This is a genomic window from Mycolicibacter sp. MU0083, assembly GCF_963378075.1.
GTDB lineage: Bacteria > Actinomycetota > Actinomycetes > Mycobacteriales > Mycobacteriaceae > Mycobacterium > Mycobacterium kokjensenii.
Window position 1 is genome coordinate 2501215 of record NZ_OY726394.1, and the last position, 23966, is coordinate 2525180.

Sequence of the window (23966 nt, forward strand, 5' to 3'; positions counted from 1 at the left end):
AAGGAGCGGAAGGCATTCATGGCACGGGAAACGTCTGGTGCCATGCCTGCGATTCCGTGGCATAACTATATCCGGCACCAACGAATCCGGGATGGATTGAACTCCGGATTCATACGATCGGACGACACAGCGGGGCAGGAAGCGACGATTCCAGACGGCGCAGACTTCTAGATTGAGATGGACTCCACGGCTATTGGCGGATTCATGAGTAAACCGATTCAAACCCTCCGGCGTTCCCGCTCGGCGGCCAGTTCGGTGCTGACCACGTCGTAGGCCATCGAGGGGTTGTAGCCGCGCCGGGCGAGCATCGCCACCAGCCGGCGGGTGACCTTGAGGTCGTCGTCGCCGCCGAGGGTCTCCCGGCGCAGCTTGGCGTGCACCAGCTGTTCGGCTCGGTCACGTTCGGCGGCGGCGTCGATACCTTCGAGGGCACCGGCGATCACGTCTTCGGCGACACCTTTGGTGCGTAGTTCGACGGCCAGCGCTTTGCGGCCCTTGCCGGCGTGTTCCCGCCGGGACCGCACCCACTGTTCGGCGAAGTCGACGTCGTCGATCAGTTTGGCCGCGGCCAACCGATCGAGCACCCGCTCGCTGACGTCATCGGGGTATCCCCGCTTGGCCAGTTGACCGGCGAGCTCCGCGCGGGTGCGTGCCCGCGCGGTGAGCAGGCGAAGACACAGCGACTTCGCCTGCTCAGCGCGCTTGGCCGGATCGACCTCGACCGGCTCAGAAGTCGACGGGGGCGGGCAGAACGTCATCGGCCAGCTCATCGGTCAGCACGGCGCCGATACCGAGCTTCTCCTTGATCTTCTTTTCGATCTCATTGGCCACATCGACGTTGGTCAGCAGGTAGTTGCGGGCGTTCTCCTTACCCTGCCCCAGCTGTTCGCCGTCGTAGGTGAACCAGGACCCGGACTTGCGGATGAAGCCCTGGTCCACACCCATGTCGATCAGCGAGCCCTCCCGGGAGATGCCCCGGCCGTAGAGGATGTCGAACTCGGCCTGCTTGAACGGCGGCGACACCTTGTTCTTGACGACCTTGACCCGGGTGCGGTTGCCGACCGCGTCGGTGCCGTCCTTGAGGGTCTCGATCCGTCGGACGTCCAGACGCACCGACGCGTAGAACTTCAACGCCTTTCCGCCCGTGGTGGTTTCGGGGCTGCCGAACATCACCCCGATCTTCTCGCGCAGCTGGTTGATGAAGATCGCGGTGGTGCCCGAATTGTTCAGGGCGCCGGTCATCTTCCGCAGCGCCTGGCTCATCAGCCGGGCCTGCAGGCCGACGTGACTGTCGCCCATCTCGCCTTCGATCTCCGCGCGCGGCACCAGGGCGGCCACCGAGTCGATGACCAGGATGTCCAGGGCACCGGAACGGATCAGCGTGTCGGCGATCTCCAGCGCCTGCTCCCCGGTGTCGGGCTGGGACACCAGCAGCGAGTCGGTGTCCACGCCGAGTTTCTTGGCGTATTCGGGGTCCAGGGCGTGCTCGGCGTCGATGAACGCCGCGATCCCGCCGGCGGCCTGGGCGTTGGCCACCGCGTGCAGTGCCACGGTCGTCTTACCCGAGGACTCCGGGCCGTAGATCTCGACGACCCGGCCGCGGGGCAGGCCGCCGATGCCTAGCGCCACGTCCAGGGCGATCGAACCGGTCGGGATGACCGAGATCGGCTGACGCACCTCGTCTCCGAGGCGCATCACCGAGCCTTTGCCGAAGTTCTTGTCGATCTGGGCCATCGCCAGTTCGAGTGCTTTTTCGCGATCGGGGGCTTGCGCCATGATGCCTCTCCTGTGGTTCGGTGTTCGGTTTGACCGGTTCTCGGTCGATTGGCCGTGACGCTAGCGGCGGGGTCTGACAACCCCGTCGGGCCGCGCGAACTGCCTCCACAGTAGGCGAACGGATGTTCGAATCAAGTCAGGCGCGCGGCGTGTCGGCGCGTCAAGACTTTTCTCTCCGGTCAGGCCACCTGCATGACGTGCGCGGACGCCCCGATGGTGGTGTCGCCGGCGCCCATCATGGTGCGCATGAACGCCTCCTGCTCACGCCGGCCACGTAGCGCAGCACGGTCGAGCCCACCGGGCAGCAGCAGCGCCGCGGCGCTGCGGGCCAGATTCACCGGCATCCGCAGCAGCGGGTACCACGGCAGCACGAAGGCCGGCAGCCCGAGTTTGCGCATGGTGCGCGGCCCCAGGAAGCTGCTGGTCAACGACAGATGCTGGGCCCGTGCGATGCGACGCCGCAATCCGGCCAGGCCGCCATAGTGCCACTCCAGCGGGTCGTCGGCCATCGGCTCCGCCAGTTGCCTGGTGGTCTCGTCGGGCGCCGAGAGCGCGCCGAGGGTTTGGTACAGGATGCGGACACCGTCCCGGAAGCTGTGCGGCAGCCAGTCCTCGCGCACGCCCATCAGCCAGCCGACGTAGCGGGTCAGGTGCGCGATGTCGTCGAGTTCGGCCGGGGACAGCACCAGTCCCAGCATCAGCCCACCGGCCGGCGGTGCGATCAGCGCACCCACCAGGGTGGCGGCCATGTCGGTCTGGTTGACCGGTAGCCCCCATTCGTCACCGCGCCAATCCGGCAGCGCGGCCACATGGCGGCGGACGTATTCGTGGATCAACCGCACCCGGATGGTGGCCCGGTAGCCGGTCCCCAGCGGTTCCAGTCCCCCCTCGCCGCTGACGTCCATCGCCCATTGCAGGGTCTCGGCGAAACGCTTGTTGGAGCCCTTCTCCAACACCCCGGTGCGCAGCAGGGTCTTGTTGAACGAGGAGAACTGGTAGCCGCCGAGGAACGACACGTCCCGGGCGATGTAGGTGCCGTCGGCACCGCCGCGCCGCAGCGCCCGCTGGCCGCGCCGCACCCGTTCCATCTCGACCCAGTCCGGGATCGGTTCGAACTCGCCGAAGAACTCCCGCAGCGGTTCGGGCGCATCCGGCACTGCGGCCAGGCCCTCGGCCAGGATCCGCTCGAAGATGGGCCGCGCCCCCTCGGTGGCCGACATCCACTCGACCAGTCGGCGCATCGGTTCGTCACCGGCGGTCAGGTCCGCACCGATCTGCCGCCACCGCTCGGGACTGGGCTGGTCGATCCTCAACGCTCCGGCCAGCAGTCGGATGCCGATCGGAACCGCGCCGGGCTTATCGGGGTGTCGAGCGGGTATGGCCTGCGCAGGCGAGTTCATCGGACAGCCCCCTAACAGATTTGGATAACGTCTGTGTTCCGAATGTAAAGCCGCTAGTAGGGTGATGTCAATGAAACGCCCCGAGGTCGTGCGCGACTACGGCGGAATCAGCGCGGCCGACCGCCGCGCCGAGCGCCGTAGCAGGCTGCTGGCCGCCGGCCGTCAGATCTGGGGCGAATCGGGCATCAGCGAGGTCACCGTCCGCGGGGTGTGCACCGCGGCGGGACTGACGCCGCGCTACTTCTACGAGCAGTTCCCCAACCGCGACGCGCTGTTCTTCGCCGTCTCCGACGACGTCCGCGACCAACTGCTCGAGGCGATGGTCACCGCGGGGGTGGGTAACCCCGGGACCCTGACCGAAAAACTGCGGTCCGCGCTGACCGCCTTTCTGGACCTGATCGCCGCCGACCCCTTCATCCACCGCATCGCCACCAGCGACCTGTCGGCGATACCGGGCCTCAACGAGCACCGCGCCGGCATCCTCGACCTCATCACCGATGCCATCGTCGAACACGCCCCCGGGGTGCTCGACGGTCGGGTTCCCGCGCCCGCCGAACTACGCCGCGGTGCGTTGTTCATCGTCGGCGGCGTCAACCAGATCATCGAGACCTGGCTCGACGACCCGGTCGAGACCACCACCGAACTCGCCGCGATCTGTTCCGATCTCTCGGTGGCCCTGGTCCGCAGCATCGTGCAGCGCGGCTGAGCACCTCACCACTGATCGCGCGGCACGTCGAAATCCGTGCACAGCGCCCACCACACGTCGCGCGGCTCCACCCCGTCCTCGATCGCCTGCGCGGCGGTCCGCCCACCCACCGCGGCAAGCACATGGTCGGAGACCACCGAAGTGCCGTAGGCGGCACCGAAACGCGAGGCGACGCGCTCATGGAATTCGGTCAGGCGCACGCGTCCAACCTACCCAGTGCCCGCCAACGCTTCATGGCACACCCGTACCGGATCGGCGACATCGGTCGCACTGCCGGCGGCCCGGCGCGCGGCCTCGCGGTAGCCCGACGACGCCAAGACCTCCCCCGCCGCCTCGGCCAGCGCCGGCCCGGTCAGCGGCCGGATCAATCGACCGCTGCCCTGGCGCGCCACCCGATTGGCGATCTCCCACTGATCACCGCCGCCGGGCACCACCACCAGCGGCACCCCGGCCAGCAGCCCCTTCGCCACGATCCCGTGTCCACTGCCACAGATCAGCAGGTCGGCGCGCGCGAGCAGCTCATCTTGGCGCCCCAGCCCGGCGACCGCCCACGGCGGCAGGGTCAGCGGCGGGCCGCTCAGCCTCGACACCGCCACCCGTGCACCGTCGGGCAGCCCGGCACCGGGCACCAGGTGTTCCAGCGCCAGTTCGGCGAGGCCCGTCGCGCCGGTCGCCGCCGTGGACGGCGCCACCACCACCAGCGGACCGGCGCCCGGCGGCACGTCGAGCACCTGATCGGTCGGCTCGAAGTGCAGCGGCCCCACCACGACGGCGTCGGCGGGCCAATCCGGTCGGGGTACTTCGAGGGCGGGCAGCGTGGCGATCAGACGCCGTAGCGGCCCCGGATCACGACCCGGCAGTCCGATCCCGATCCGCGCTTCGGCGCGCTGACGCATCCCGCCGCGCACCGACCGCGCCGTCAGCGACCGCATCACCGCATCCCGCAACCGGCCGCGCAGCCCGGTACCCGGCGCCAGGCCACTGCCGATCGGCGGCAGCCCCTTCGAGGGCAGGTACAGCGGGTGCGGGCTGAGCTCGACCCACGGGATACCGAGCAGTTCGGCGGCCATCCCCCCGCAGGCCGTGATGACGTCGGAGACCACCAGATCCGGTGCCAGGGCCCGCAGTAGGTCGCCGTTCTGCACCGCCATCCGCGCCGCCCGGTGGTGCAACTTGGCACCGTCGTCGGCGTCGTCGTCACCGGCGGTGGGATCGAGTCCGAGCAATTCGGCGGCGTCCACTCCGGCGGCGCGCGCGGTGTCGAGCCACTTCACGCCGGTCAGCAGCGTCGGCGTGTCGCCGGCGGCCGTGAAGCGCTTGCACAGCGCGATCGCCGGGATCGCGTGACCGGGGTCGGGCCCGGCTACCACCACCACTCGCATCGGCCTACCGTGCCATACCCCACCGGGCCTAGGGTGGCAGGCATGACCGAACCGACTGTCGAGTCCAGCGCACGCGAAGCCACCGAGAACATCCGCGTCGTGGAGACCTTCCTGGAGGCTCTGCGCGACGAGGATCTCGACACCGCGGCCTCCGCCCTGGCCGAGGACGTGGTGTACCAGAACGTCGGGGTGCCGACCATCTACGGCCGCGCCGCGACCATCCGGGTGTTCCGGCAGTTGTCGGGTCGCGGGACCTTCGACGTCAAGATCCACCGCGTCGCCGCCGACGGCGCCTCGGTGCTCACCGAGCGGACCGACGCGTTGACGTTCGGACCGCTGCGGGTGCAGTTCTGGGTCTGCGGGGTCTTCGAGGTGCGCGGCGGCCGGATCACGTTGTGGCGGGACTACTTCGACTTCCTGGACATCCTCAAGGGCACATTGCGGGCCGTGGCGGCAACCGTTTTCCCCGCGCTGCGCCCGACGTTCTAGGGTCTCCACCGTGTCTGAGAGTTCGAAACCCGCACGTCCGAGTCCGATCCAGTATCTCCGCTACTGCTATGGCCGTCCGCTGCCGCCGGAGCTGCGGGACTGGGTCCGCAACGACCTGGCCGGCCCCGGTGCGACCGTCCGGATGATCATGCGTGCCCTGGTGCCGACGACGCTGATCCTGCTCCCGTTCTGGTTTTTCCCGGCCGACGTCATGACGCGATTCACCATGACGTTTCCGATCTGGTCCATGGTGATCCTGTTCGCGCATGCGCTCAACAAGGTGTGGCGCAAACACATGTTGCGGATGCACGGCCTCGACCCGGAGTTAGCCGATGCGCGCAAACGCCAGCGCGACGCCCACATCCACCGGTCCTACGAGGAGCGCTACGGTCCGCGCCCGGATTCGGTCGATCAGCGCAGCGACGACATCTAGACCACGCGCGGCAACTCGGCCAGTTCGTCGAATGCCGCGGCCCAACCCAGCATCTTCTCGGTGGCGCCGGCCAACTCCTCGCGGTACCGCAGCTGCGACATCGGGGAGTTCGCCGGATCGCCGGACGTCGATACCGATCCATCGTTGGCTGAGGCGACCAATTGCGCTGCGGCGGTGACCATCTCGTTGTACTGGCGAACACCGGCGCTGAGCTGGGCGGTGAACGCGTTGATCGTCGGCACCAGATACGCACTCGACTGCGCGCTGTGCAGCACGGCGCGCTCCATCGACACCACCTCGGCCGCGGTGGCCGCCATCGTCGACGCGGCGCGGTTGACCGCCGCCGTCAGTTCGGTGATCTCACCCTCGGGCAGCAACCGTCCGCGCTCCAGCACACCCAACAGCGACACCATGCCGCGTTCGGAGGCGCCGAGTGCGTACATCGCCGGGCGTGCCGCCGACCCCGGCGGCGGCAGGCGACGCACCGAGGCGGCCCGTTGCACCGGCAGCGGCACCGAACGCAGCCAGCGGTACCGCAATAACAGCAGCGTCGCCGGTGCCGCCGCCCCCGCCGCGACCAACCCGGTGATCAGCAACACCCACACCGGGGTGGACCACGACGCGAGCACGGCCGTCACCAGTATCCAGAACCCGCAGGCGGCGGTGAAGAACAGACCCAGGCGCAGCGCCCACCGGCGCTTGCGCAGCAGCCGGGCCCGGGGATCGGCGATCGACCCCAGCTTGTCGGCGACGATGTCGGCGATCTCACTGGCCCGGTCCACCGCGCGCTGCAGCAACGGGTGCCGGGCGCTGCCTCCGAGTATCGCGGCCATGGGGGTTACCGTCCCAACGGGTTCTCGGGGGTGGGATCGGTCTTCGGCGCCGCCGGGGCGGCCTGTCCGGCAGCGGTGGCGGTTCCACCGGCCGGCAGCGACTCGCCCCGCATGGAGGCGCGGATCTGTTCCAGCCGCGAGTGGCCGGCCATCTGCACACCGGCCTGCTCGATCTCGATCATCCGGCCCTGCACCGACCCCTGCGCCAGCTCGGCGGCCCCGATCGCGTTGGCGTAACGCCGTTCGATCTTGTCGCGGACCTCGTCGAGGCTCGGGGTGGTTCCGGGGGCGGCGATCTCACTCATCGACCGCAGTGACGCGCTGACCTGCTCCTGCATCTTGGCCTGCTCGAGCTGGCTGAGCAGCTTGGTGCGCTCGGCGATCTTCTGCTGCAGCACCATGGCGTTCTGCTCGACCGCCTTCTTGGCCTGCATCGCCGCCGACAACGCCTGGTCGTGCAGGGTCTTGAGGTCTTCCACACTCTGTTCGGCGGTGACCAGCTGCGCCGCGAACGCCTCGGCGGCGTTGTTGTATTCGGTGGCCTTCGCCGCGTCGCCGCCGGCGGCGGCCTGGTCGGCCAGGGTCAGCGCCTGGCGAACGTTGACCTGAAGTTTCTCGATGTCGGCCAGCTGACGGTTCAGCCGCATCTCCAGCTGCCGCTGATTACCGATGACCTGCGCGGCCTGCTGGGTCAGTGCCTGGTGCTGACGCTGTGCCTCCTCGATGGCCTGCTGGATCTGCACCTTGGGATCGGCGTGCTCGTCGATCTTCGAGTTGAACAACGCCATCAAGTACTTCCACGCCTTGACGAACGGGTTGGCCATCAGTCAGCTCCGTCTACTTGTTCCAGTGTTGTCGCGCTACTGCCGATACCGCTGACCAATTTATCGGGTCACCGGGTATCGAGTGGGTGTTCAAGCCGGGCGCGTCACGCCGAAGCCGCCGAAGCGAGAGTGCGCACCGGCGGAATGACGACCTTGGTGCCGGCATCGATACGGGTGACTCCGGCGCCGGCCACCGGCCGCTGTGCCCGCTCGGCGCGCGCCAACCGGTTCCCGGCGTCGAAGAGCACCGTCGACAGCGGGATCTGCAGCGCCGCACAGATCGCGTTGAGCAACTCGCTCGAGGCTTCCTTACGGCCCCGCTCCACCTCGGAGAGGTAGCCGAGACTGACCCGCGCCGAATCCGACACCTCCCGCAGGGTGCGTCCTTGCGTGGTCCGGGCCTGGCGCAACACCTCGCCGACGGACTCCCGCAGCAATGTCGTCATCGTGCACTCCCCCTCACGGGTCACCGAAGCAAACTCAGTCAACAGGGTCAACGCATACGATGCCCGTCCGGGTTCCCGGATCCGACGATTTCCTTCGGGTCAGCCTGCGCGCGGCCCGTCGCGCATATCGACGACCGCCGATCGGATGTAGTCGGCGCCGGTCAACACCGTCAGCACCACCGCCGCCGCCATCACCGCCCACGCGGTCACCAGCCAGGGCCCGGTCAGCGGCAGGATCAGCAGCCCGATACCCACGGCCTGCACCAACGTCTTGAGTTTTCCGCCGCGGCTGGCCGGGATCACCCCGCGGTGCAGCACCGCGAATCGCAGCAGGGTGATCCCCACCTCCCGGGCCAGGATCAGCACGGTCACCCACCACCACAGGTCCCCGAGCATCGACAACCCGATCAGTGCGGCGCCGATCAGCGCCTTGTCGGCGATCGGGTCGGCCATGGTGCCGAAATCGGTCACCATGCCGCAGTTGCGCGCCAGCATGCCGTCGAGCCGGTCGGTGACGATGGCCGCCGCGAAGATCAGGAACGCCACGATGCGGGTCCTGGGTTCGTGGCCGCCGTCGGCGAACAGCACCAGGAGGAACACGGGTACCAGCACCATCCGCAACACGGTCAACGCGTTGGCGAGATTGACGACGGGGACACGCGTCACCGCTGAACCGGCTTGAGGCTGTCCCGACACGGCAGTCAGAATATCGGTTACCCGGCCGGAAATGAGAAACCGATACTGTGCAGCTGTGAATCTTGCCGCGGATCCCCCGGCTGGACGACCCCTGGTACGACGCGCGCGCACCTCGGACGTCCCGGCGATCAAGAAGCTGGTGGACATCTACGCCGGCAAAATCCTGCTGGAGAAGAACCTGGTGACCCTGTATGAGGCGGTCCAGGAGTTCTGGGTCGCCGAGGACGCCGACCAGCGGGTGGTGGGGTGCGGTGCGCTGCACGTGCTGTGGTCGGATCTCGGCGAGGTGCGCACCATCGCGGTCGATCCGACCATGACCGGCCGCGGAATCGGGCACGCCATCGTCGATCGGCTGTTGCAGGTCGCCCGCGATCTGCAGTTGCAGCGCCTGTTCGTGTTGACCTTCGAGACCGAGTTCTTCGCCCGGCACGGCTTCGCCGAGATCGACGGCACACCGGTCACCGCCGAAGTGTTCGCGGAGATGCAGCGCTCCTACGACGTCGGCGTCGCCGAATTCCTGGACCTGAGCTACGTCAAGCCCAACACACTGGGCAACACCCGGATGCTGTTGATCCTGTGACCGTTAGTCGCGCACCATATTTCGGGTGCCGTGAATGGCGCCGATCAGGAAGCTGAACTGCCCGTCGGATTCCATTCGCCCCTCGCGGACCAGGGATAGGTCCGCTATTCCCTGTTTGCGGGCCTGCTCGCGAACCTGTTCTTCGGTGATCATCTCTTTGCGCATATTGCCGTCGAGGAATTTGCCGTCGTGGATCACCAGCAGCGGCCCCGGCCGCAGCAGCCTCGCCACACCGGGCCACCGGTGCGCCATCCAGTTGAGCAGGTAGGACCAGCCGATGATCACCCCGACCAGCAGGATCCCGTCGCTGATCGACCGGTAGCCGCCCGCCATCCCGTTCTGCGCCGCATCGGCGATCAGCACCACGACGATCAGATCGGTGATGCCGTTGGTACCCGACTCACGTTTCAATACCACCCGCAGCATCGCGTAGATCGCGATGTAGATGACGGTTCCGCGGATGATGATCTCCGACGGCGGGGTATCGAAAGCGAAAAGTCGTGCCCAATCCACGTGCTGAGATTACGCGCCGGTCCGTTTTCAGAAAACCGTCCGTGTCCGGTCCGTGTCCGCCGCGTGTTCACCGCGTGTTCACCGTGTGGCACCGTCGCCGGCCAACCCGAGGACTTCCGGCCCTGCCCGCGAACCACGAAACCAGCGATAGTGGTACTGACAGTTGCAGATAACTGGAGGTAGCCGTGGCCGAGCACCTGACCCCCCTGGATGCCGGATTTCTGGGCGTCGAAGACTCCGATCACAACGTCAGCATGGCCATCGGCACCTTGGCGGTGCTCGACGGCCCGATGCCCGACCACGACGCGATCCAGGCCACCCTGGCCGACCGACTGCGCGGCTGCCCGCGATTCGGTCAGCGGTTGGTCCGCCACGCCTTGGGCCTGGGGACACCGGAGTGGGTCGACGACCCCCACTTCGATATCGCCCACCACATCGGCCGGATCGCGGTGCCCGCCCCCGGCGGCGATGCCGAACTGCACGGGGTGATCGCCGACGTGATGTCCTGGCGGCTGGATCGCCGCCGCCCGCTGTGGGAGATCTGGGTGATCGGCGGACTCGCCGATGACCGGTGGGCTCTGCTGATGAAGGTCCACCAGTGCATCGCCGATGCCGGCGCGACCGCCCACATGCTGACCGGCCTGTCCGACAACGGCTTCGGCGATGCGGCCGTCGCGGCGCCCCGCGATGCGGCGCGGCCACCGCATCACCGGCCGGTGCCGGACCTCAACCCGCTGCACTGGATCGACAATCTGCGCGGCGTCGTGGAGTTGGCCACCGGTCTGCTGCAGCCGGCCGAGTCCCCGCTGAACGGGCCGATCACCAGTCGGCGCCGGTACAGCGCCGCGCGGGTGGCGCTGGCCGACGTCGAGCAGATCTGCCGGGCCTTCGACGTCACCGTCAACGATGTGGTGCTGGCTGCGCTCACCGAGAGCTACCGGGATTTCATGATCCGTCGCGGCCAAGTGCCACAACCGGATTCGTTGCGGACCCTGGTACCGGTGGCGACCGCGGGCGAGGAAGCACGGCAGGCCCAGAACCGGGTTTCGCTGCTGCTGCCGAATCTGCCCATCGAGGAGTCCCACCCGGTGCGTCGGCTGCTGGCCGTGCGGTCGCGGCTGGCGCACGCCAAGGCCGGCGGGCAGCACCATGCCGGGCATGCGGTCATGTCGGCCGCCGGCCTGCTACCGGTCACCTGGTCGGGGTGGGCGGCGCAGCTGCTCGGCCGGCTCCACCAACGCGGTGTGGTGACCGTGGCGACCACGGTGCCCGGCCCCGCGGTGCCGCTGCAGATCATGGGATGCGACGTGGTGCAGGTCCTGCCGGTGCCACCCATCGCGATGCAACTTCGCACGGGCGTGGCGATCCTCGGATACGCCGGGAACCTGTTCGTCGGGATGCTGGCCGACTTCGACCTCGCCGCGGCCGACGAACTCACCCGGGGCCTGGAGACCGCGGTCGGCCGGCTGGTGGCGCGCAGTAAGCGCCGCAGGCCGCTCCGCGACTGGCACGGGCTGGGCCTGGTGCACAGCGCTTAGCGCCTTTACCCGGGCGCGGCCAGGGCGATCTCACGTCATGTGCCGGCGATCAGCGCCTTGGCGGCGACGTTCCTCTGATCTGGCAGCTTCATACGGAAGTCCAGGGAAAACCCTGTATTCCCCCCACGCTCCCCATGGTTGGCTCTCACACAGGAAACCACTGGGATTTGGCATGGAAGGTCTCAGGAACCATGGCTGTTGATCGGGGTCACGGACGCAAAGGCACTTCGAGCGGCCGTCGGGGCCGTCGTGGAGTTCGGGTGGTGGGTGCCGGTGCGACGGTGGGGGCGTTTGCGGCATTCGGGCTGGCGCCGGTCCTCCCGGCGCCGGTGGCACGGGCCGACTTCGGCTTCGAGGACCTGTTCGACCCCGCCTTCTGGGAGGGTCCGATCCCAGAACCGCAGGGGTCGTGGGCTGGATTGGATCTGGTGCTGCCCGGCGCCACCGAAGCAGATCCAATGGCCGCTGCGTGGCACGACGACTGGTACATGGCGCTGCACCAAGACCTGCAGAACGTCATCACCGACCCAGGGAACACCTGGTGGCTGAACATCCTGAACTGGCCATCGGAGTTGCTGTTCGGCCGCACTTTGATCGGCAACGGTCTGGATGGCTTCGCCGACACCAACACCTCGCTGTTCGGCTGGCTTCCGGGCATCGGCGATCTGGGTGACGGCGGATTCTTGATCGGCGACGGCGGTGCCGGAGTGGCCGGCACCCTCGCCGATCCCGACGGCGCAGTCGGTGGGATGGCCGGCATGTTCGGAAACGGCGGCGCCGGCGGAACCGGTGCGTCGGCCTGGCTGAGCGACGACGGGCTCATCGAGGCCGGAAACGGCGGCGCCGGCGGTACCGGTGGCTGGCTGATGGGCGACGGCGGCGCCGGCGGTGTCGGCGGAACGGGCTGGACCGGTCACGCCGGCGGCAACGGTGGTGCGGGCGGCGATGCCATCGCGTGGGGCTTCGGGGGCAACGGCGGCACCGGTGGTGCCGGTGGCGCCGGGATTGCCGGGGTGGCACCCACCGCGGGCAACCCGGTGGGCTTGGCCGGCGGAACCGGCGGCAATGGGGGCAACGGTGGCAACGCCGGGCTCATACTCGGCAACAGCGGCAATGGTGGTGCCGGAGGTGCGGGCGGTGCCGGCGGAAACGGTGCCGACGGCGTCTCTGGCGGACACACCGATGGACAGGACGGCACCGCCGGCGGCGACGGAGGCGATGGCGGCAGCGCCGGCAGCCGTGTCGGCTGGTTCGGATCGGCAGGTGCCGACGGGGGCGGTGGGGTCGGCGGGGTCGGCGGTAACGGCGGCAACGGCGGCAACGGCGCCGCCGGTCTCGACGGGACAGCCGAGCACGTCGACGGCTACGACGGACAGGATGGCGGCCGAGGGGGTAACGCTGCAGTCGGCGGTGCCGGTGGACTCGGCGGCGACGGCACCGTCGCCGCGAGCGGTAGCACCGGAGTGGCCGGCAACGGAGGCGACGGCGGCGCCGGCGGGAATGGCCTGACCACCGACAACACCGTGGCAACCCAGGGTGGCCGCGGTGGTAATGGGGGCACCGGCGGTAGCGCGCCAGTCGCCGAGGGCAACGGCACCGCCGGGGCCGGCGGCGCTGGCGGTGCAGGCACCTACGCGGGCGGGGACGGCGGAACCGGCGGTCGCGGTATCAGCAGCGTCACCGGTGACGGAGGCGCGGGCGGTGCCGGCGGGGCCGGCGGCGTGGCCACCGGCTGGTTCTCCGACGGCACCGCGCCGAATCTCCCCTTGGGCGTGATCGGCGGCTACCACGGCACCGGAGGCACAGGAGGCGCCGGCGGTGACAGCGTCACCGGCAACGGGGGCGCCGGCGGGGCCGGTGGCGCCGCGGGCGCTAGCGACGCCCCCGATAGCACTGCGATGATCTGGGGTGGTCGCGGTGGCGACGGCGGCGCGGGCGGTTCCACCAGCAGCGGCAACGGCGGTGCAGGAGGCGCGGCCGGACACGGCGGCACCGGCACCTTCATGGGCGGCAACGGTGGTCGCGGCGGCGACGGCGGTTCCAGCGATGACGGTATTGCGGCCGATGGCGCCGACGGTGGCCAAGCCGGTACCGCGACCGGCTGGCAATATCTCTTCGCCACCTGGGCAACCAACGGCGTCGGGGGCGACGGCGGCAACGGTGGAGACACCATCAGCGGGACGGCCGGCAACGGAGGCGACGGGGGTACGGGCGCGCCGAGCCTTGCCGGGAACAACATCATCGGCCAGGGCGCCTCCGGCGGTAACGGCGGCAACGGCGGCAACAGCGCCAGTACCGTCGGCGGCAACGGCGGTCACGGCGGCGTTGGTGCCGTCGGGACCTCTGACACCTCCTTCGGCGGCCACGGCGGCAACGGCGGCAACGGCGGCAACAGCGACACTGGGAACGGCGGAAACGCCGGAAACGGCGGCAACGGCGGCAACGGCGGCGAGATCGGTGGTGGCAACGGCGGAAACGGCGGCAACGGCGGGAGCACGACCAGCGGCAACGCCGGCACGGCCGGCGCAGCCGGAAATGGCGGCAACGGCGGTGGTAGTGGTGGTCGCGGCGGTGACGGCGGCGACAGCGACACCGGGGTCGCGACCGACGGCGCCCACGGCGGCTCAGCCGGCAGCGGTGGCTATGGCAGCAACGGGGGTGATGGCGGTAACGGCGGTAACACCATCAGCGGAGCCGCGGGCCACGGCGGCAACGGCGCCGCCGGCGGTGTCGGTGGCGACGGCGGACACGGCGGGCACGGCGGCGCCAGCAGCACCAGCAACGGCGGGGACGGAGGGACCGGCGGCAACGGCGGGGACAACGAAGGCAGCGGCGGAAACCACGGCGGAAACGGCGGACACGGCGGCAACGGCGGCAACACCACCAACGGCAACGGCGGCGCAGCCGGCGCGGCCGGCGACGGCGGAAACACCACCAACGGCAACGGCGGACACGGCGGACACGGCGGCAACGGCGGCAACACCACCAACGGCAACGGCGGTACTGCAGGCGCGGCCGGCGACGGCGGAAACACCACCAACGGCAACGGCGGACACGGCGGACACGGCGGCAACGGCGGCAACACCACCAACGGCAACGGCGGTACTGCAGGCGCGGCCGGCGACGGCGGAAACGGGGGTGGTGCCACTGGTCACGGTGGGGCGGGTGGACGCGGCGGCAGCGGCGGCAGCAGCCATACCGGTATTGCGGCCCATGGCACAAACGGCGGTGCCGGAGGCGCGGCACTAGTCGGCGGCGACGGCGGCGACGGCGGCCGGGGCGGAAATGGCGGAAGCAGCGGCGGCGGAAACGGCGGCAGCGGCGGAAACGGCGGTCATGGCGGCGGCAATGGCGGTCACGGCGGAAACGGCGGCACCAGCGACACCGGCGAAATCGGCGACGGCGGCAACGGTGGCAACGGCGGACACGGCGGCAGTAGCAACGGTGGCGGAGACGGCGGAAACGGCGGAAATGGCGATACCGGCGGCACCGGCGGCAACGGTGGAGACAGCGCAATCGGTGGCGGAAACGGCGGAAGCGGCGGCACCAGCGACACTGGGAACGGCGCCAACGGCGGACACGGCGGCAACGGCGGCACCAGCGACGGCGGCAACGGCGGCAACGGCGGCACCAGCAACACCGGAAACGGCGGACACGGCGGCAACGGCGGCACCAGCGACGGCGGCGACGGCGGACACGGCGGCAACGGCGGCACCAGCAACACCGGAAACGGCGGACACGGCGGCAACGGCGGCACCAGCAACGGCGCCTGGGGCCCCGACTCCGGGGGCTCTGGCGGAAACGGCGGCAACGGCGGTACCAGCAACACCGGCCACGGCGGCAACGGCGGCAACGGCGGCAATAGCCGCGCAGGCCACGATGGCGGAAGCGGCGGTGCCGGCGGAAGCGGCCACATTGGCGGTGGCGACGGCGGAAACGGCGGGAACGGCGGCGACAGCGCCAGCGCCAGCGGCAACGGCGGCGACGGCGGTACCGGAGGCCATGGCGGGAGCAGCACTACCGGCAACGATGGCAACGGAGGCGACGGCGGAAACGGCGGAAGCGGAGGGAACAGCGGCGGCGGCGGCGGAAGCGGCGGGAACAGCGGCACCGGCAACGGCGGCAACGGCGGCGACGGCGGCGACGGCGGCAACGGCGGCAACGGCGGCAATGGCGGCACCAGCAACACCCGCATCGGGGGCAACGGCGGCAACGGCGGCGGTGGCAGCGCCTCTACCGGAGGCAACGGCGGCGACGGCGGCACCAGCAACACCGGCGACGGCGGCAATGGAGGCGGCGGCGGCATCGGCTACCTCTGGGGCGGCCGCGGTGGCAACGGCGGCGCCAGCAACACCGGCAACGCTGGCAGCGGCGGCGACGGCGGCGACGGTGGCGTCGCCGGCGGCCGGGGTGGAAACGGTGGGGACAGCGACGCCGGTCTCGGCGGTGACGGCGGCAACGGCGGCCACGGCGGCAACAGCGGCAGCGGCGGCCACGGCGGCCACGGCGGCAACAGCAACATCGGTAGCGGTGGTCGCGGCGGTGCCGGCGGCACCGGCGGCTGGGGCGGCTCGGGCGGTACCGGTGGCGACAGCAACAGTAGTAATGGTGGACACGGCGGCGACGGCGGCAACGCGAATCCCAGCGGCGGTGCCGGCGGAAACGGCGGAAACGGAGGCAACGGCGGCACCAGCGACACCGGCACCGGCGGCGACGGCGGTGCTGGCGGAAACGGCGGCGATGCCGTGGCTTCCTTCACCGGTGGCGACGGCGGCAATGGCGGCAACGGCGGTTCCAGCAACACCTCTACGGGCGGAAATGGGGGCGACGGCGGCAGCGGCGGCAACGGCGACACCGGCAGCGGCGGCAACGGAGGCAATGGGGGCGACGGCGGCGATTCCATTGCCGCAGGTAACCCGGGCGAACTCGGCACACTTGGCACTGGCCCCACCGGCTCCATTGGTGGCTCGGGCGGCCCCGGCGGGGCGGGCGGCACGCCGTAGCCGCCGGTTCTTCAGCGGACTCCGGTGACGGCGGCTAGAAGTCTTCGGTGTCGCTGGTATCCGGTTCGCCGCCGCCGCGGATGGCCATCAGGGTCGCGGCCAGCTCGTCGGGCTTGACCAGCACCTGGCGTGCCTTGGACCCCTCCGAGGGCCCCACGATGCTGCGGGTCTCCATCAGGTCCATCAGCCGGCCTGCTTTGGCGAAGCCCACCCGCAGCTTGCGCTGCAGCATCGAGGTGGACCCGAACTGGCTGGACACCACCAGTTCGACGGCCTGCAGGAACACCTCCATGTCGTCGCCGATATCGGGGTCGACGTCGGCGCGGTCACCGCCCGTCTTCACCGCGGTGACACCCTCGGTGTACTCCGGTTCGGCCTGTTCCTTGCAGGCGCTGACGACGGCCTGGATCTCTTCGTCGGAGATGAACGCGCCCTGCAGCCGGATCGGCTTGTTGGCGCCCATCGGCAGGAACAGTCCGTCGCCCATACCGATCAGCTTCTCCGCGCCCGGCTGATCCAGGATGACTCGCGAGTCGGTCAGCGACGAGGTCGCGAACGCCAGCCGGGACGGCACGTTGGTCTTGATCAGGCCGGTGACGACGTCCACCGAGGGCCGCTGGGTGGCCAGCACCAGATGGATGCCGGCGGCCCGGGCCTTCTGGGTGATCCGGACGATGGCCTCTTCGACGTCCCGCGGCGCGGTCATCATCAGGTCGGCGAGTTCGTCGACGACCGCGAGGATGTAGGGATAGGGCCGGTAGGCCCGTTCGCTGCCCAGTGGTGTGGTGATCTCCCCGGAGCGCACCTTGTCGTTGAAGTCGTTGATGTGACGCACCCGGGACGCCTTCATGTCCTGGTAGCGCTGCTCCATCTCCTCCACCAACCAGGCCAGCGCCGCGGCGGCCTTCTTCGGCTCGGTGATGATCGGGGTAATCAGGTGCGGAATGCCTTCATACGGCGTGAGTTCCACCATCTTCGGGTCGATCAGGATCATCCTGACCTCCTCCGGGGTGGCGCGCGCCAGCAGTGACACCAGCATCGAGTTGACGAAGCTGGACTTGCCCGAACCGGTGGAGCCGGCCACCAGAAGGTGCGGCATCTTGGCCAGGTTCGCGCAGATGAAGTCGCCCTCGATGTCCTTGCCCAGGCCGATCACCAGCGGGTGGTGGTCACCGCGGGTGGACGGCGCGGTCAGCACGTCGGCGAGCCGCACCAGCTCGCGGTCGGAGTTGGGCACCTCGATGCCGACGGCGGATTTGCCGGGGATGGGCGCGAGCATCCGGACGCTCTCGGTGGCCACCGCGTAGGCGATGTTGCGCTGCAGGGCGGTGATCTTCTCGACCTTGACCCCCGGGCCCAGCTCCACCTCGTAGCGGGTGACGGTGGGACCGCGGGTGCAGCCGGTGACGGCGGCGTCGACCTTGAACTGGTCGAGCACCGAGGTGATGGCATCGGACATCTGCTCGTTGGCGACGGTACGTTGCTTCGGCGGATCCCCGGCGACCAGCAGGCTCAGCGCCGGCAGGGTATAGGGGCCTTCCACCACCCGGTCGATGACGACGGTGGCGTCCTGACCGGCGGGCTTGGCCGGCTTGGGCTCCTTGGGCGCCTTGCGCCGGGCCGGCTTGGCGGGCGGCGGGTCCGCGGGGGCTTCGTCGAGCGGATAGTTGTCCAGCGGAGTGCGCGATTGCCAGTCCGGGACGTCGTCGGCGGCCTCGGGTTCGGGTTCGGCGGCGAACCGGCTGGCCCGGCCGGCGCCGCGGGCCCGGGTCGGGACCGGTTCGGGGGCGTCGTAGCCGTCGTCGTAGTCGACCCCGTCGTAGCCGAGGTCGTCGGCGTGCTCGTCGAAGTCGTCGTAATCGCCGTCGTAGTAGTCGTCCTCGTCATAGCCGCGGAACATGGCGCGTAGCGCCTCGGGTGCCTCGCGCAGCGTGGTGCCGGTCAACAGCAGCACCCCGAACAACACGCCGATGCACAGCAGCGGTGCGGCGATCCACGGCGTCAGCCCATCGGCGAGCGGTCCACCCATCACAAAGCCGACGAAACCGGCGCCGTGCAGACGGCCCTCGGGGCTCTGCGGCGAGCCGGACCACAGGTGCCACAGGCCCAGGATCGGCAGTGCGACCATCGCCGATCCCAGGATCAGCCGGGGCCGGTTCTCCGGATCCGGTTCGGTGCGCATCAGCAGCACTCCACCGACGGCGGCGAAGACCGGAAGCAGCACCACGGCCCCGCCGATCACGCTGCGCAGACCGGTATCGATCCAGGCGCCGACCGGCCGGGCAGCGTCCAGCCAGCAGCTGGCGACCGTCACCATCGCCAGGCCCAGCAGTGCCAGCGCGATGCCGTCGCGGCGATGCCCGGGGTCGATGTCGTGTGCACGGCCCACCGACCGGGCCGCGCCGCCGGCGCCTTTGGCCACCATCAGCCAGGTCGCGCGGGCAAGACGTCCGCATGCCATGCCGAGCGCCACCGGCCGCGAGTGTTGCCGCGTGGCGCGGCGGGGCTTCGCCGCCGGCCGGGACGCCGCCGACCGCGTTCCACCCCGGCTACTGGCCTTTGACCTGGTGTTTCGGGTTCCAGAACGCGCGGGAGTCTTACTAGCCGTCTTACTCGCCATGGTGGCCAGCCTAGTCGCAATTGCCTCATCCGTATCTTAAGCCACACTGGCCCCTACCGATCGGTTCGCCGTTCATCCGGCTCAGAGCTGGGTAGGGTGACCCGAGAACCGCGTTCTCACCCCCGTCTACCCAGGAGCCGCACATGCCCGTGGTCGTCATCGCCACCTTCACCGTCAAGCCGGAATCGGTCGACACGGTCCGCGACATCTGCACCAAGGCGGTGGCCCAGGTACACCAGGAACCGGGTTGCCAGCTGTACTCCCTGCACGAGTCCGACGGCGCGTTCGTGTTCATCGAGCAGTGGGCCGACACCGAGGCCCTGCAGGCGCACTCGACGGCACCCGCGGTCGGTGCGCTCTTCGCCGGCCTGTCCGAGCACCTCGACGGCGCCCCCGACATCAAGATGCTGCAGCCGCTTCCGGCCGGCGACGCCGCCAAGGGTGTGCTGCGGTCGTGACGGACCGGCCATCGAGCAAAGCCCTACGGGGGAAGGTCGCGCTGATCACCGGGGCGGCCCGCGGGCAGGGCCGCGCCCACGCCCTGCGGTTGGCCGCCGACGGCGCGGACATCATCGCCGTCGACTTCTGCGAGCAGATCGCCAGCGTGCCCTATCCGCTGGCGGACCCCGATGACCTGGCGGCCACCGTCAAGCTGGTCGAGGACACCGGGGCACGCATCGTGGCCCGGCAGGCCGACGTCCGTGACCAGGATGCCCTTGCGACCGCACTGCAGGCCGGACTCGACGAGCTGGGCCGCCTCGACATCGTGGTGGCCAATGCCGGAATCGCCCCGATGGCCGCGGCCGACGGCTGGCGCGACGTCATCGACGTCAACCTGACCGGCGCCTACCACACCATCGAGGCGGTCATCCCGACGATGATCGAGCAGGGCGACGGCGGGTCGATCGTGCTGATCAGTTCGGCCGCGGGCCTGGCCGGCATCGGCAGCCACGACTCGGGTGCCATCGGCTACACGGCGTCCAAGCACGGACTGGTCGGGCTGATGCGGGTCTACGCCAACCTGCTGGCCCAGCACAGCATTCGGGTGAACTCGGTGCACCCGGTCGGTGTCGACACACCGATGATCAACAACGACTACATCCGGGGGTGGCTCGCGCAACTGGTCGCCCAGACGGGTTCGGTCCCGGACATGAGCAATGCGCTGCCGGTCGCGGTGCTGGAGCCCGAGGACGTCGCCAACGCGGTGGCCTGGCTGGTATCGGACGCAGCCCGCTACCTCACCGGCATCACCCTGCCCATCGACGCGGGCTTCCTCAACAAGGTGTAGCTAGACCTCGATCACCGTCGGCACGATCATCGGCTGGCGCCGGTAGACCTCGCCGACCCATTTACCGACGGTCCGCCGCACCGCCTGCGCGATCCGGACCGGATCGGTGATCTGGTCGACGGCAAGGGATTCCAGTTCGGCTTCGACCTTGCGGGCGACGGGCTGCAGCGCCTTGGGGTCTTCGGAGAAGCCCCGCGAGTGCAGGTGCGGCGGGGCCACCGGTTTGCCGGTCCCGCGGCGCAGCACCACCGTCACCGCGACGAATCCGTTGGACAGGATCAGCCGCTCCCCCAGCGTCGCATCCCCGACGTCACCGTCGACCAGTCCGTCGACGAACATCTTGCCGACCGGCACCGCCCCGGCGATACGGGCCTGCCCGGCGACCAGATCGACGCTGACACCGTTCTCGGCCAGCACGATGTTCTCCTCGGCCACGCCGGTGCGCATCGCCAGCGCCGCGTTGGCCCGCAGCATCCGCCAGGTGCCGTGCACCGGCATCACGTTGCGGGGCCGGATCCCGTTGTAGAGGAACAGCAGTTCGCCGGCGTAGGCGTGCCCGGAGACGTGCACGCGGGCCGCGGCGTTGGTGACCACCCGGGCACCGATCTTGGCCAGGGCATCCATCACGCCGAACACGGCCTCTTCGTTGCCGGGGATCAACGACGACGACAGCACCACCAGGTCACCGGCGGTCAGGGTGATCGATCGGTGCTCGCCGCGGGACATCCGCGACAGCGCCGCCATCGGCTCGCCCTGCGTCCCGGTGGTGATCAGCACCACCTTCTCGGGCGGCATCTCTTCGGCCGCGCCGATATCGACCACGTCACGGTCGGTGACCCGCAGGAACCCCAGGTCCTTGGCGATCCCCATGTTGCGGACCATGGATCGACCGACGAAGGCCACCCGCCGCCCCTGCGATACCGCGGCATCGATGATCTGCTGCACCCGGTCGACGTTGGAGGCGAAACAGGCCACGATGACCCGCCCCTCGGCGCCGCGGATCAACCGGTGCAGGGTGGGCCCCACCTCGCTCTCACTGGGGCCGACGCCGGGGATCTCGGAGTTGGTCGAGTCGCACAGCAACAGGTCCACGCCGCGGTCGCCGAGTCGGGACATGCCGGGCAGGTCGGTGGGCCTGCCGTCCGGCGGCAACTGGTCGAGTTTGATGTCGCCGGTGTGCAGCACGGTGCCCGCGCCGGTGTGCACCGCGATCGCGAGCGCATCCGGGATCGAGTGGTTCACCGCGAAGTATTCGCATTCGAAGACCCCGTGCGTGCTGCGCTGGCCTTCGGCCACCTGGACGAAGACCGGCTTGATCCGGTGCTCGCGGCATTTGGCGGCCACCAGGGCCAGGGTGAACTTCGAACCGACCACCGGAATGTCGCCCCGCAGTTTGAGCAGGAACGGGATGGCCCCGATGTGGTCCTCGTGGGCGTGGGTGAGCACCAGCGCCTCGACGTCGTCGAGCCGGTCGGCGATGTGCCGGATGTCCGGCAGGATCAGGTCCACGCCGGGCTCGTCGTGTCCCGGGAACAACACACCACAGTCGATGATCAGCAATCGGCCGAGATGCTCGAAAACGGTCATGTTGCGGCCGATTTCGCTGATCCCGCCGAGTGCCGTCACCCGCAGCCCGCCTTCGGTCAGCGGGCCCGGCGGAGTCAGATCGTCAGTCACCCGTGCCCTCACCCGAGAACGGACGCGGCGCGCATGTCGATGGCCAGTTCGTCGACCTCGGCGGCCGACGCCGGGACCATCGGCAACCGCGGGTCGCCCACGTCGAAGCCCTGCAGCCGCAGACCGGCCTTGACGAACGACACCCCGCCGACCCGGCCCATCGCGTTGGACAGCGGCGCGATCGAGACGTTGATCTTGCGGGCGGTCTCGACGTCACCGGATTCGAAAGCGGCCAGCATGTCGCGCAATTGGCCGGCGGCGAAGTGCCCGATGACGCTGACGAATCCGGTGGCGCCCATCGCCAGCCAGGGCAGGTTGAGTGCGTCGTCGCCGGAGTAGTAGGCCAGGTCGGTCTCGGCCATGATCTGCGCGCCGGCGTGCAGGTCGCCCTTGGCGTCCTTGATCGCGACGATGTTGGGGTGTTCGGCCAGTTCGAAGATGGTGTCCGGAGCGATCGGCACCACCGAGCGGGCCGGAATGTCGTAGAGCATCACCGGCAGCGCACTGGCGTCGGCGACGGCGGTGAAGTGCGCCCGCAATCCGGCCTGCGACGGCCGCGAGTAGTACGGGGTGACCACCAGCAGTCCGTGTGCGCCGACCCCGGCGCAGGCCTCGGCCAGGCGGACGCTGTGTTCGGTGTCGTTGCTGCCGGCTCCGGCGATGACCCGAGCCCGGTCACCGACCGCTTCCACCACCGCCCGCAGCAGGGTCAGCTTCTCGTAGTCCGCGGTGGTCGGTGACTCACCGGTGGTCCCGGAGACCACCAAACCGTCACAACCGGCGTCGACGAGGCGGTTCGCCAGGCGTACCGCGGCGTCGGTGTCCACCGAACCGTCGGCGCCGAACGGGGTCACCATCGCGGTAATGACGGTGCCCAGCTGCGCCTTGGCGTCGAATCCGCTGCTGCTCACGGCCCCAAGATTACCTGGCCCACCGAGTTGCTCAGACCTCGGTGGCGAGCGGACTGGTCGCGACCTCGGTGCCGTCGGCCAGCATGCTGATCTGAAAGTCGCCGAACGCGGCCGGCGCCACCTCGGTGAGCCGGCGCAGACACTCGATGGCCAGCCCGCGGATCTCGACATCGGCATGTTCGCTGGCACGCATCGCGATGAAATGCCGCCACGCCCGATAGTTGCCGGTCACCACGATGCGGGTCTCGGTGGCGTTGGGCAGCACGGCACGGGCGGCCTGGCGGGCCTGCTTCCGCCGCAGCAGCGCCATCTTCTCGCCGGGCTGATCGGCGATGAACTTCGCCTCCAGGCGAGCCAGCAACTCGGTGTAGGCGGCCCGGCTGGCGTCGGCGGCGTCGATCAGGATCTGCTGCAGTTCCGGATCGTCGGCCATCCCGGGCGGTACCACGATCCGCGAGTCCGATTCCGGAACGTAGCGCTGCGAGAGCTGGGAGAACGACAGGTGCCGGTGCCGGATCAGCTCATGGGTGGCCGACCGGGAGATTCCGGTGATGTAGAAGGTCACGCTGGCGTGCTCGAGCACCGAGAAGTGCCCGACGTCGATGATGTGCTGCAGGTATCCGGCGTTGGTGGCGGTCTTGGGGTTGGGTTTGGACCAGCTCTGGTAGCAGGCCCGGCCGGCGAACTCCACCAGCGCCTGCCCGCCGTCCGCGTCGGTGCTCCACGCCACGTCCGGCGGCGGAGTGAACTCGGTCTTGGCAATCAGTTGTACGCACAGCGGCGTCGTCTCAGCCACGGCATTCACCTTAAGGTGTGTCCGACCGCGACGGACACGGCGCGCTCGCTGCGCT

22 protein-coding genes are annotated in these 23966 nt (G+C 69.7%); 8 read left to right on the plus strand and 14 right to left on the minus strand.

The window, feature by feature from the left end:
• Window positions 1-218: 218 nt before the first annotated feature.
• From recX to RCP38_RS11615, 3 genes are all read right to left on the minus strand, one after another.
• The gene (recX, locus tag RCP38_RS11605) at window positions 219-758 is read right to left on the minus strand and encodes a recombination regulator RecX (RefSeq protein ID WP_308473111.1); all 540 of its coding nucleotides are present in this window, start codon (window positions 756-758) and stop codon (window positions 219-221) included.
• Entirely contained in the window at window positions 727-1779 is a 1053-nt protein-coding gene (gene recA, locus RCP38_RS11610; protein ID WP_174549742.1) for a recombinase RecA, read from the minus strand. Before recA ends, recX begins: the two co-directional genes overlap by 32 nt.
• 176 nt (window positions 1780-1955) lie before the next feature.
• Window positions 1956-3176: an oxygenase MpaB family protein gene (locus tag RCP38_RS11615; protein ID WP_308473112.1), complete on the minus strand. Its 1221-nt coding sequence runs from the start codon at window positions 3174-3176 to the stop codon at window positions 1956-1958.
• Between the two features lie 70 nt (window positions 3177-3246).
• On the opposite strand from RCP38_RS11615, the gene RCP38_RS11620 reads away from it, so the two are divergent.
• Window positions 3247-3882, plus strand: a complete 636-nt coding sequence (locus RCP38_RS11620; RefSeq protein WP_308473113.1) for a TetR/AcrR family transcriptional regulator — start codon at window positions 3247-3249, stop codon at window positions 3880-3882.
• A gap of 5 nt (window positions 3883-3887) precedes the next feature.
• On the opposite strand, the gene RCP38_RS11625 is transcribed toward RCP38_RS11620, so the two are convergent.
• Window positions 3888-4082, minus strand: a complete 195-nt coding sequence (locus RCP38_RS11625; RefSeq protein WP_308473114.1) for a DUF3046 domain-containing protein — start codon at window positions 4080-4082, stop codon at window positions 3888-3890.
• Between the two features lie 9 nt (window positions 4083-4091).
• The gene (locus tag RCP38_RS11630) at window positions 4092-5264 is read right to left on the minus strand and encodes a glycosyltransferase (RefSeq protein ID WP_308473115.1); all 1173 of its coding nucleotides are present in this window, start codon (window positions 5262-5264) and stop codon (window positions 4092-4094) included.
• Between the two features lie 42 nt (window positions 5265-5306).
• On the opposite strand from RCP38_RS11630, the gene RCP38_RS11635 reads away from it, so the two are divergent.
• Window positions 5307-5753 (plus strand): limonene-1,2-epoxide hydrolase family protein, encoded by a 447-nt coding sequence (locus tag RCP38_RS11635; protein ID WP_308473116.1) that lies wholly within the window; start codon window positions 5307-5309, stop codon window positions 5751-5753.
• Window positions 5754-5763: 10 nt separating this feature from the next.
• Window positions 5764-6186, plus strand: coding sequence for a DUF5313 domain-containing protein (locus RCP38_RS11640; RefSeq protein WP_308473117.1), 423 nt, complete (start codon window positions 5764-5766; stop codon window positions 6184-6186).
• Here RCP38_RS11640 and pspM read toward each other — a convergent pair.
• From pspM to pgsA, 4 genes are all read right to left on the minus strand, one after another.
• Window positions 6183-7019 carry a phage shock envelope stress response protein PspM gene (gene pspM / locus RCP38_RS11645; protein WP_308473118.1) on the minus strand — a complete coding sequence of 279 codons (837 nt, stop codon included), beginning with the start codon at window positions 7017-7019 and terminating at the stop codon, window positions 6183-6185. The genes RCP38_RS11640 and pspM overlap by 4 nt on opposite strands.
• A gap of 5 nt (window positions 7020-7024) precedes the next feature.
• Window positions 7025-7843, minus strand: a complete 819-nt coding sequence (gene pspA, locus RCP38_RS11650) for a phage shock protein PspA (protein ID WP_308473119.1) — start codon at window positions 7841-7843, stop codon at window positions 7025-7027.
• A 104-nt stretch (window positions 7844-7947) separates the two neighbouring features.
• Window positions 7948-8289 (minus strand): transcriptional regulator ClgR, encoded by a 342-nt coding sequence (gene clgR / locus RCP38_RS11655; protein WP_308473120.1) that lies wholly within the window; start codon window positions 8287-8289, stop codon window positions 7948-7950.
• A gap of 99 nt (window positions 8290-8388) precedes the next feature.
• Complete coding sequence (gene pgsA, locus RCP38_RS11660; RefSeq protein WP_373692342.1) at window positions 8389-8985, minus strand: CDP-diacylglycerol--glycerol-3-phosphate 3-phosphatidyltransferase; 597 nt, start codon at window positions 8983-8985, stop codon at window positions 8389-8391.
• A 31-nt stretch (window positions 8986-9016) separates the two neighbouring features.
• Between pgsA and RCP38_RS11665 the strand changes: the two genes are divergently transcribed.
• Window positions 9017-9565 carry an amino-acid N-acetyltransferase gene (locus RCP38_RS11665; protein WP_308473122.1) on the plus strand — a complete coding sequence of 183 codons (549 nt, stop codon included), beginning with the start codon at window positions 9017-9019 and terminating at the stop codon, window positions 9563-9565.
• A 3-nt stretch (window positions 9566-9568) separates the two neighbouring features.
• Here RCP38_RS11665 and RCP38_RS11670 read toward each other — a convergent pair whose 3' ends face one another.
• A complete protein-coding gene (locus RCP38_RS11670) occupies window positions 9569-10078 on the minus strand; it encodes a DUF421 domain-containing protein (RefSeq protein ID WP_308473123.1) in 510 nt (169 codons plus the stop codon).
• A gap of 185 nt (window positions 10079-10263) precedes the next feature.
• Between RCP38_RS11670 and RCP38_RS11675 the strand changes: the two genes are divergently transcribed.
• Both RCP38_RS11675 and RCP38_RS11680 read left to right on the plus strand, forming a co-directional pair.
• Window positions 10264-11616, plus strand: a complete 1353-nt coding sequence (locus RCP38_RS11675; RefSeq protein WP_308473124.1) for a wax ester/triacylglycerol synthase family O-acyltransferase — start codon at window positions 10264-10266, stop codon at window positions 11614-11616.
• A gap of 191 nt (window positions 11617-11807) precedes the next feature.
• Window positions 11808-16619, plus strand: coding sequence for a PE family protein (locus RCP38_RS11680; protein WP_308473125.1), 4812 nt, complete (start codon window positions 11808-11810; stop codon window positions 16617-16619).
• 34 nt (window positions 16620-16653) lie between these two features.
• Here the strand turns inward: RCP38_RS11680 and RCP38_RS11685 are convergent, their stop codons facing one another.
• Window positions 16654-19239, minus strand: a complete 2586-nt coding sequence (locus RCP38_RS11685; RefSeq protein WP_308473126.1) for an FtsK/SpoIIIE family DNA translocase — start codon at window positions 19237-19239, stop codon at window positions 16654-16656.
• 143 nt (window positions 19240-19382) lie between these two features.
• On the opposite strand from RCP38_RS11685, the gene RCP38_RS11690 reads away from it, so the two are divergent.
• On the plus strand, window positions 19383-19697 hold the full coding sequence (locus tag RCP38_RS11690; RefSeq protein WP_308473127.1) for a putative quinol monooxygenase: 315 nt from the start codon (window positions 19383-19385) through the stop codon (window positions 19695-19697).
• Window positions 19694-20527, plus strand: a complete 834-nt coding sequence (locus tag RCP38_RS11695) for a mycofactocin-coupled SDR family oxidoreductase (protein ID WP_308473128.1) — start codon at window positions 19694-19696, stop codon at window positions 20525-20527. The genes RCP38_RS11690 and RCP38_RS11695 overlap by 4 nt, the downstream gene beginning before the upstream one ends.
• Here the strand turns inward: RCP38_RS11695 and RCP38_RS11700 are convergent, their stop codons facing one another.
• Genes RCP38_RS11700 through thyX form a run of 3 tightly spaced genes read right to left on the minus strand, consistent with a single transcriptional unit; the run spans window position 20528 to window position 23911 of the window.
• Complete coding sequence (locus tag RCP38_RS11700) at window positions 20528-22204, minus strand: ribonuclease J (RefSeq protein WP_308473129.1); 1677 nt, start codon at window positions 22202-22204, stop codon at window positions 20528-20530.
• Window positions 22205-22212: 8 nt separating this feature from the next.
• Window positions 22213-23115 (minus strand): 4-hydroxy-tetrahydrodipicolinate synthase, encoded by a 903-nt coding sequence (dapA, locus tag RCP38_RS11705; RefSeq protein ID WP_308473130.1) that lies wholly within the window; start codon window positions 23113-23115, stop codon window positions 22213-22215.
• A gap of 31 nt (window positions 23116-23146) precedes the next feature.
• Window positions 23147-23911, minus strand: coding sequence for an FAD-dependent thymidylate synthase (gene thyX, locus RCP38_RS11710; RefSeq protein WP_308473131.1), 765 nt, complete (start codon window positions 23909-23911; stop codon window positions 23147-23149).
• Window positions 23912-23966 lie beyond the last annotated feature (55 nt).

Excerpts from the sequence above, each read along its gene's own strand:
- recX (WP_308473111.1), bottom strand. The coding sequence starts at position 758 with ATGACGTTCTGCCCGCCCCCGTCGACTTCTGAGCCGGTCGAGGTCGAT.
- RCP38_RS11615 (WP_308473112.1), bottom strand. The coding sequence starts at position 3,176 with ATGAACTCGCCTGCGCAGGCCATACCCGCTCGACACCCCGATAAGCCC.
- RCP38_RS11620 (WP_308473113.1), top strand. The coding sequence starts at position 3,247 with ATGAAACGCCCCGAGGTCGTGCGCGACTACGGCGGAATCAGCGCGGCC.
- RCP38_RS11630 (WP_308473115.1), bottom strand. The coding sequence starts at position 5,264 with ATGCGAGTGGTGGTGGTAGCCGGGCCCGACCCCGGTCACGCGATCCCG.
- RCP38_RS11635 (WP_308473116.1), top strand. The coding sequence starts at position 5,307 with ATGACCGAACCGACTGTCGAGTCCAGCGCACGCGAAGCCACCGAGAAC.
- pspM (WP_308473118.1), bottom strand. The coding sequence starts at position 7,019 with ATGGCCGCGATACTCGGAGGCAGCGCCCGGCACCCGTTGCTGCAGCGC.
- pspA (WP_308473119.1), bottom strand. The coding sequence starts at position 7,843 with ATGGCCAACCCGTTCGTCAAGGCGTGGAAGTACTTGATGGCGTTGTTC.
- clgR (WP_308473120.1), bottom strand. The coding sequence starts at position 8,289 with ATGACGACATTGCTGCGGGAGTCCGTCGGCGAGGTGTTGCGCCAGGCC.
- RCP38_RS11665 (WP_308473122.1), top strand. The coding sequence starts at position 9,017 with ATGAGAAACCGATACTGTGCAGCTGTGAATCTTGCCGCGGATCCCCCG.
- RCP38_RS11680 (WP_308473125.1), top strand. The coding sequence starts at position 11,808 with ATGGCTGTTGATCGGGGTCACGGACGCAAAGGCACTTCGAGCGGCCGT.
- RCP38_RS11685 (WP_308473126.1), bottom strand. The coding sequence starts at position 19,239 with ATGGCGAGTAAGACGGCTAGTAAGACTCCCGCGCGTTCTGGAACCCGA.
- RCP38_RS11690 (WP_308473127.1), top strand. The coding sequence starts at position 19,383 with ATGCCCGTGGTCGTCATCGCCACCTTCACCGTCAAGCCGGAATCGGTC.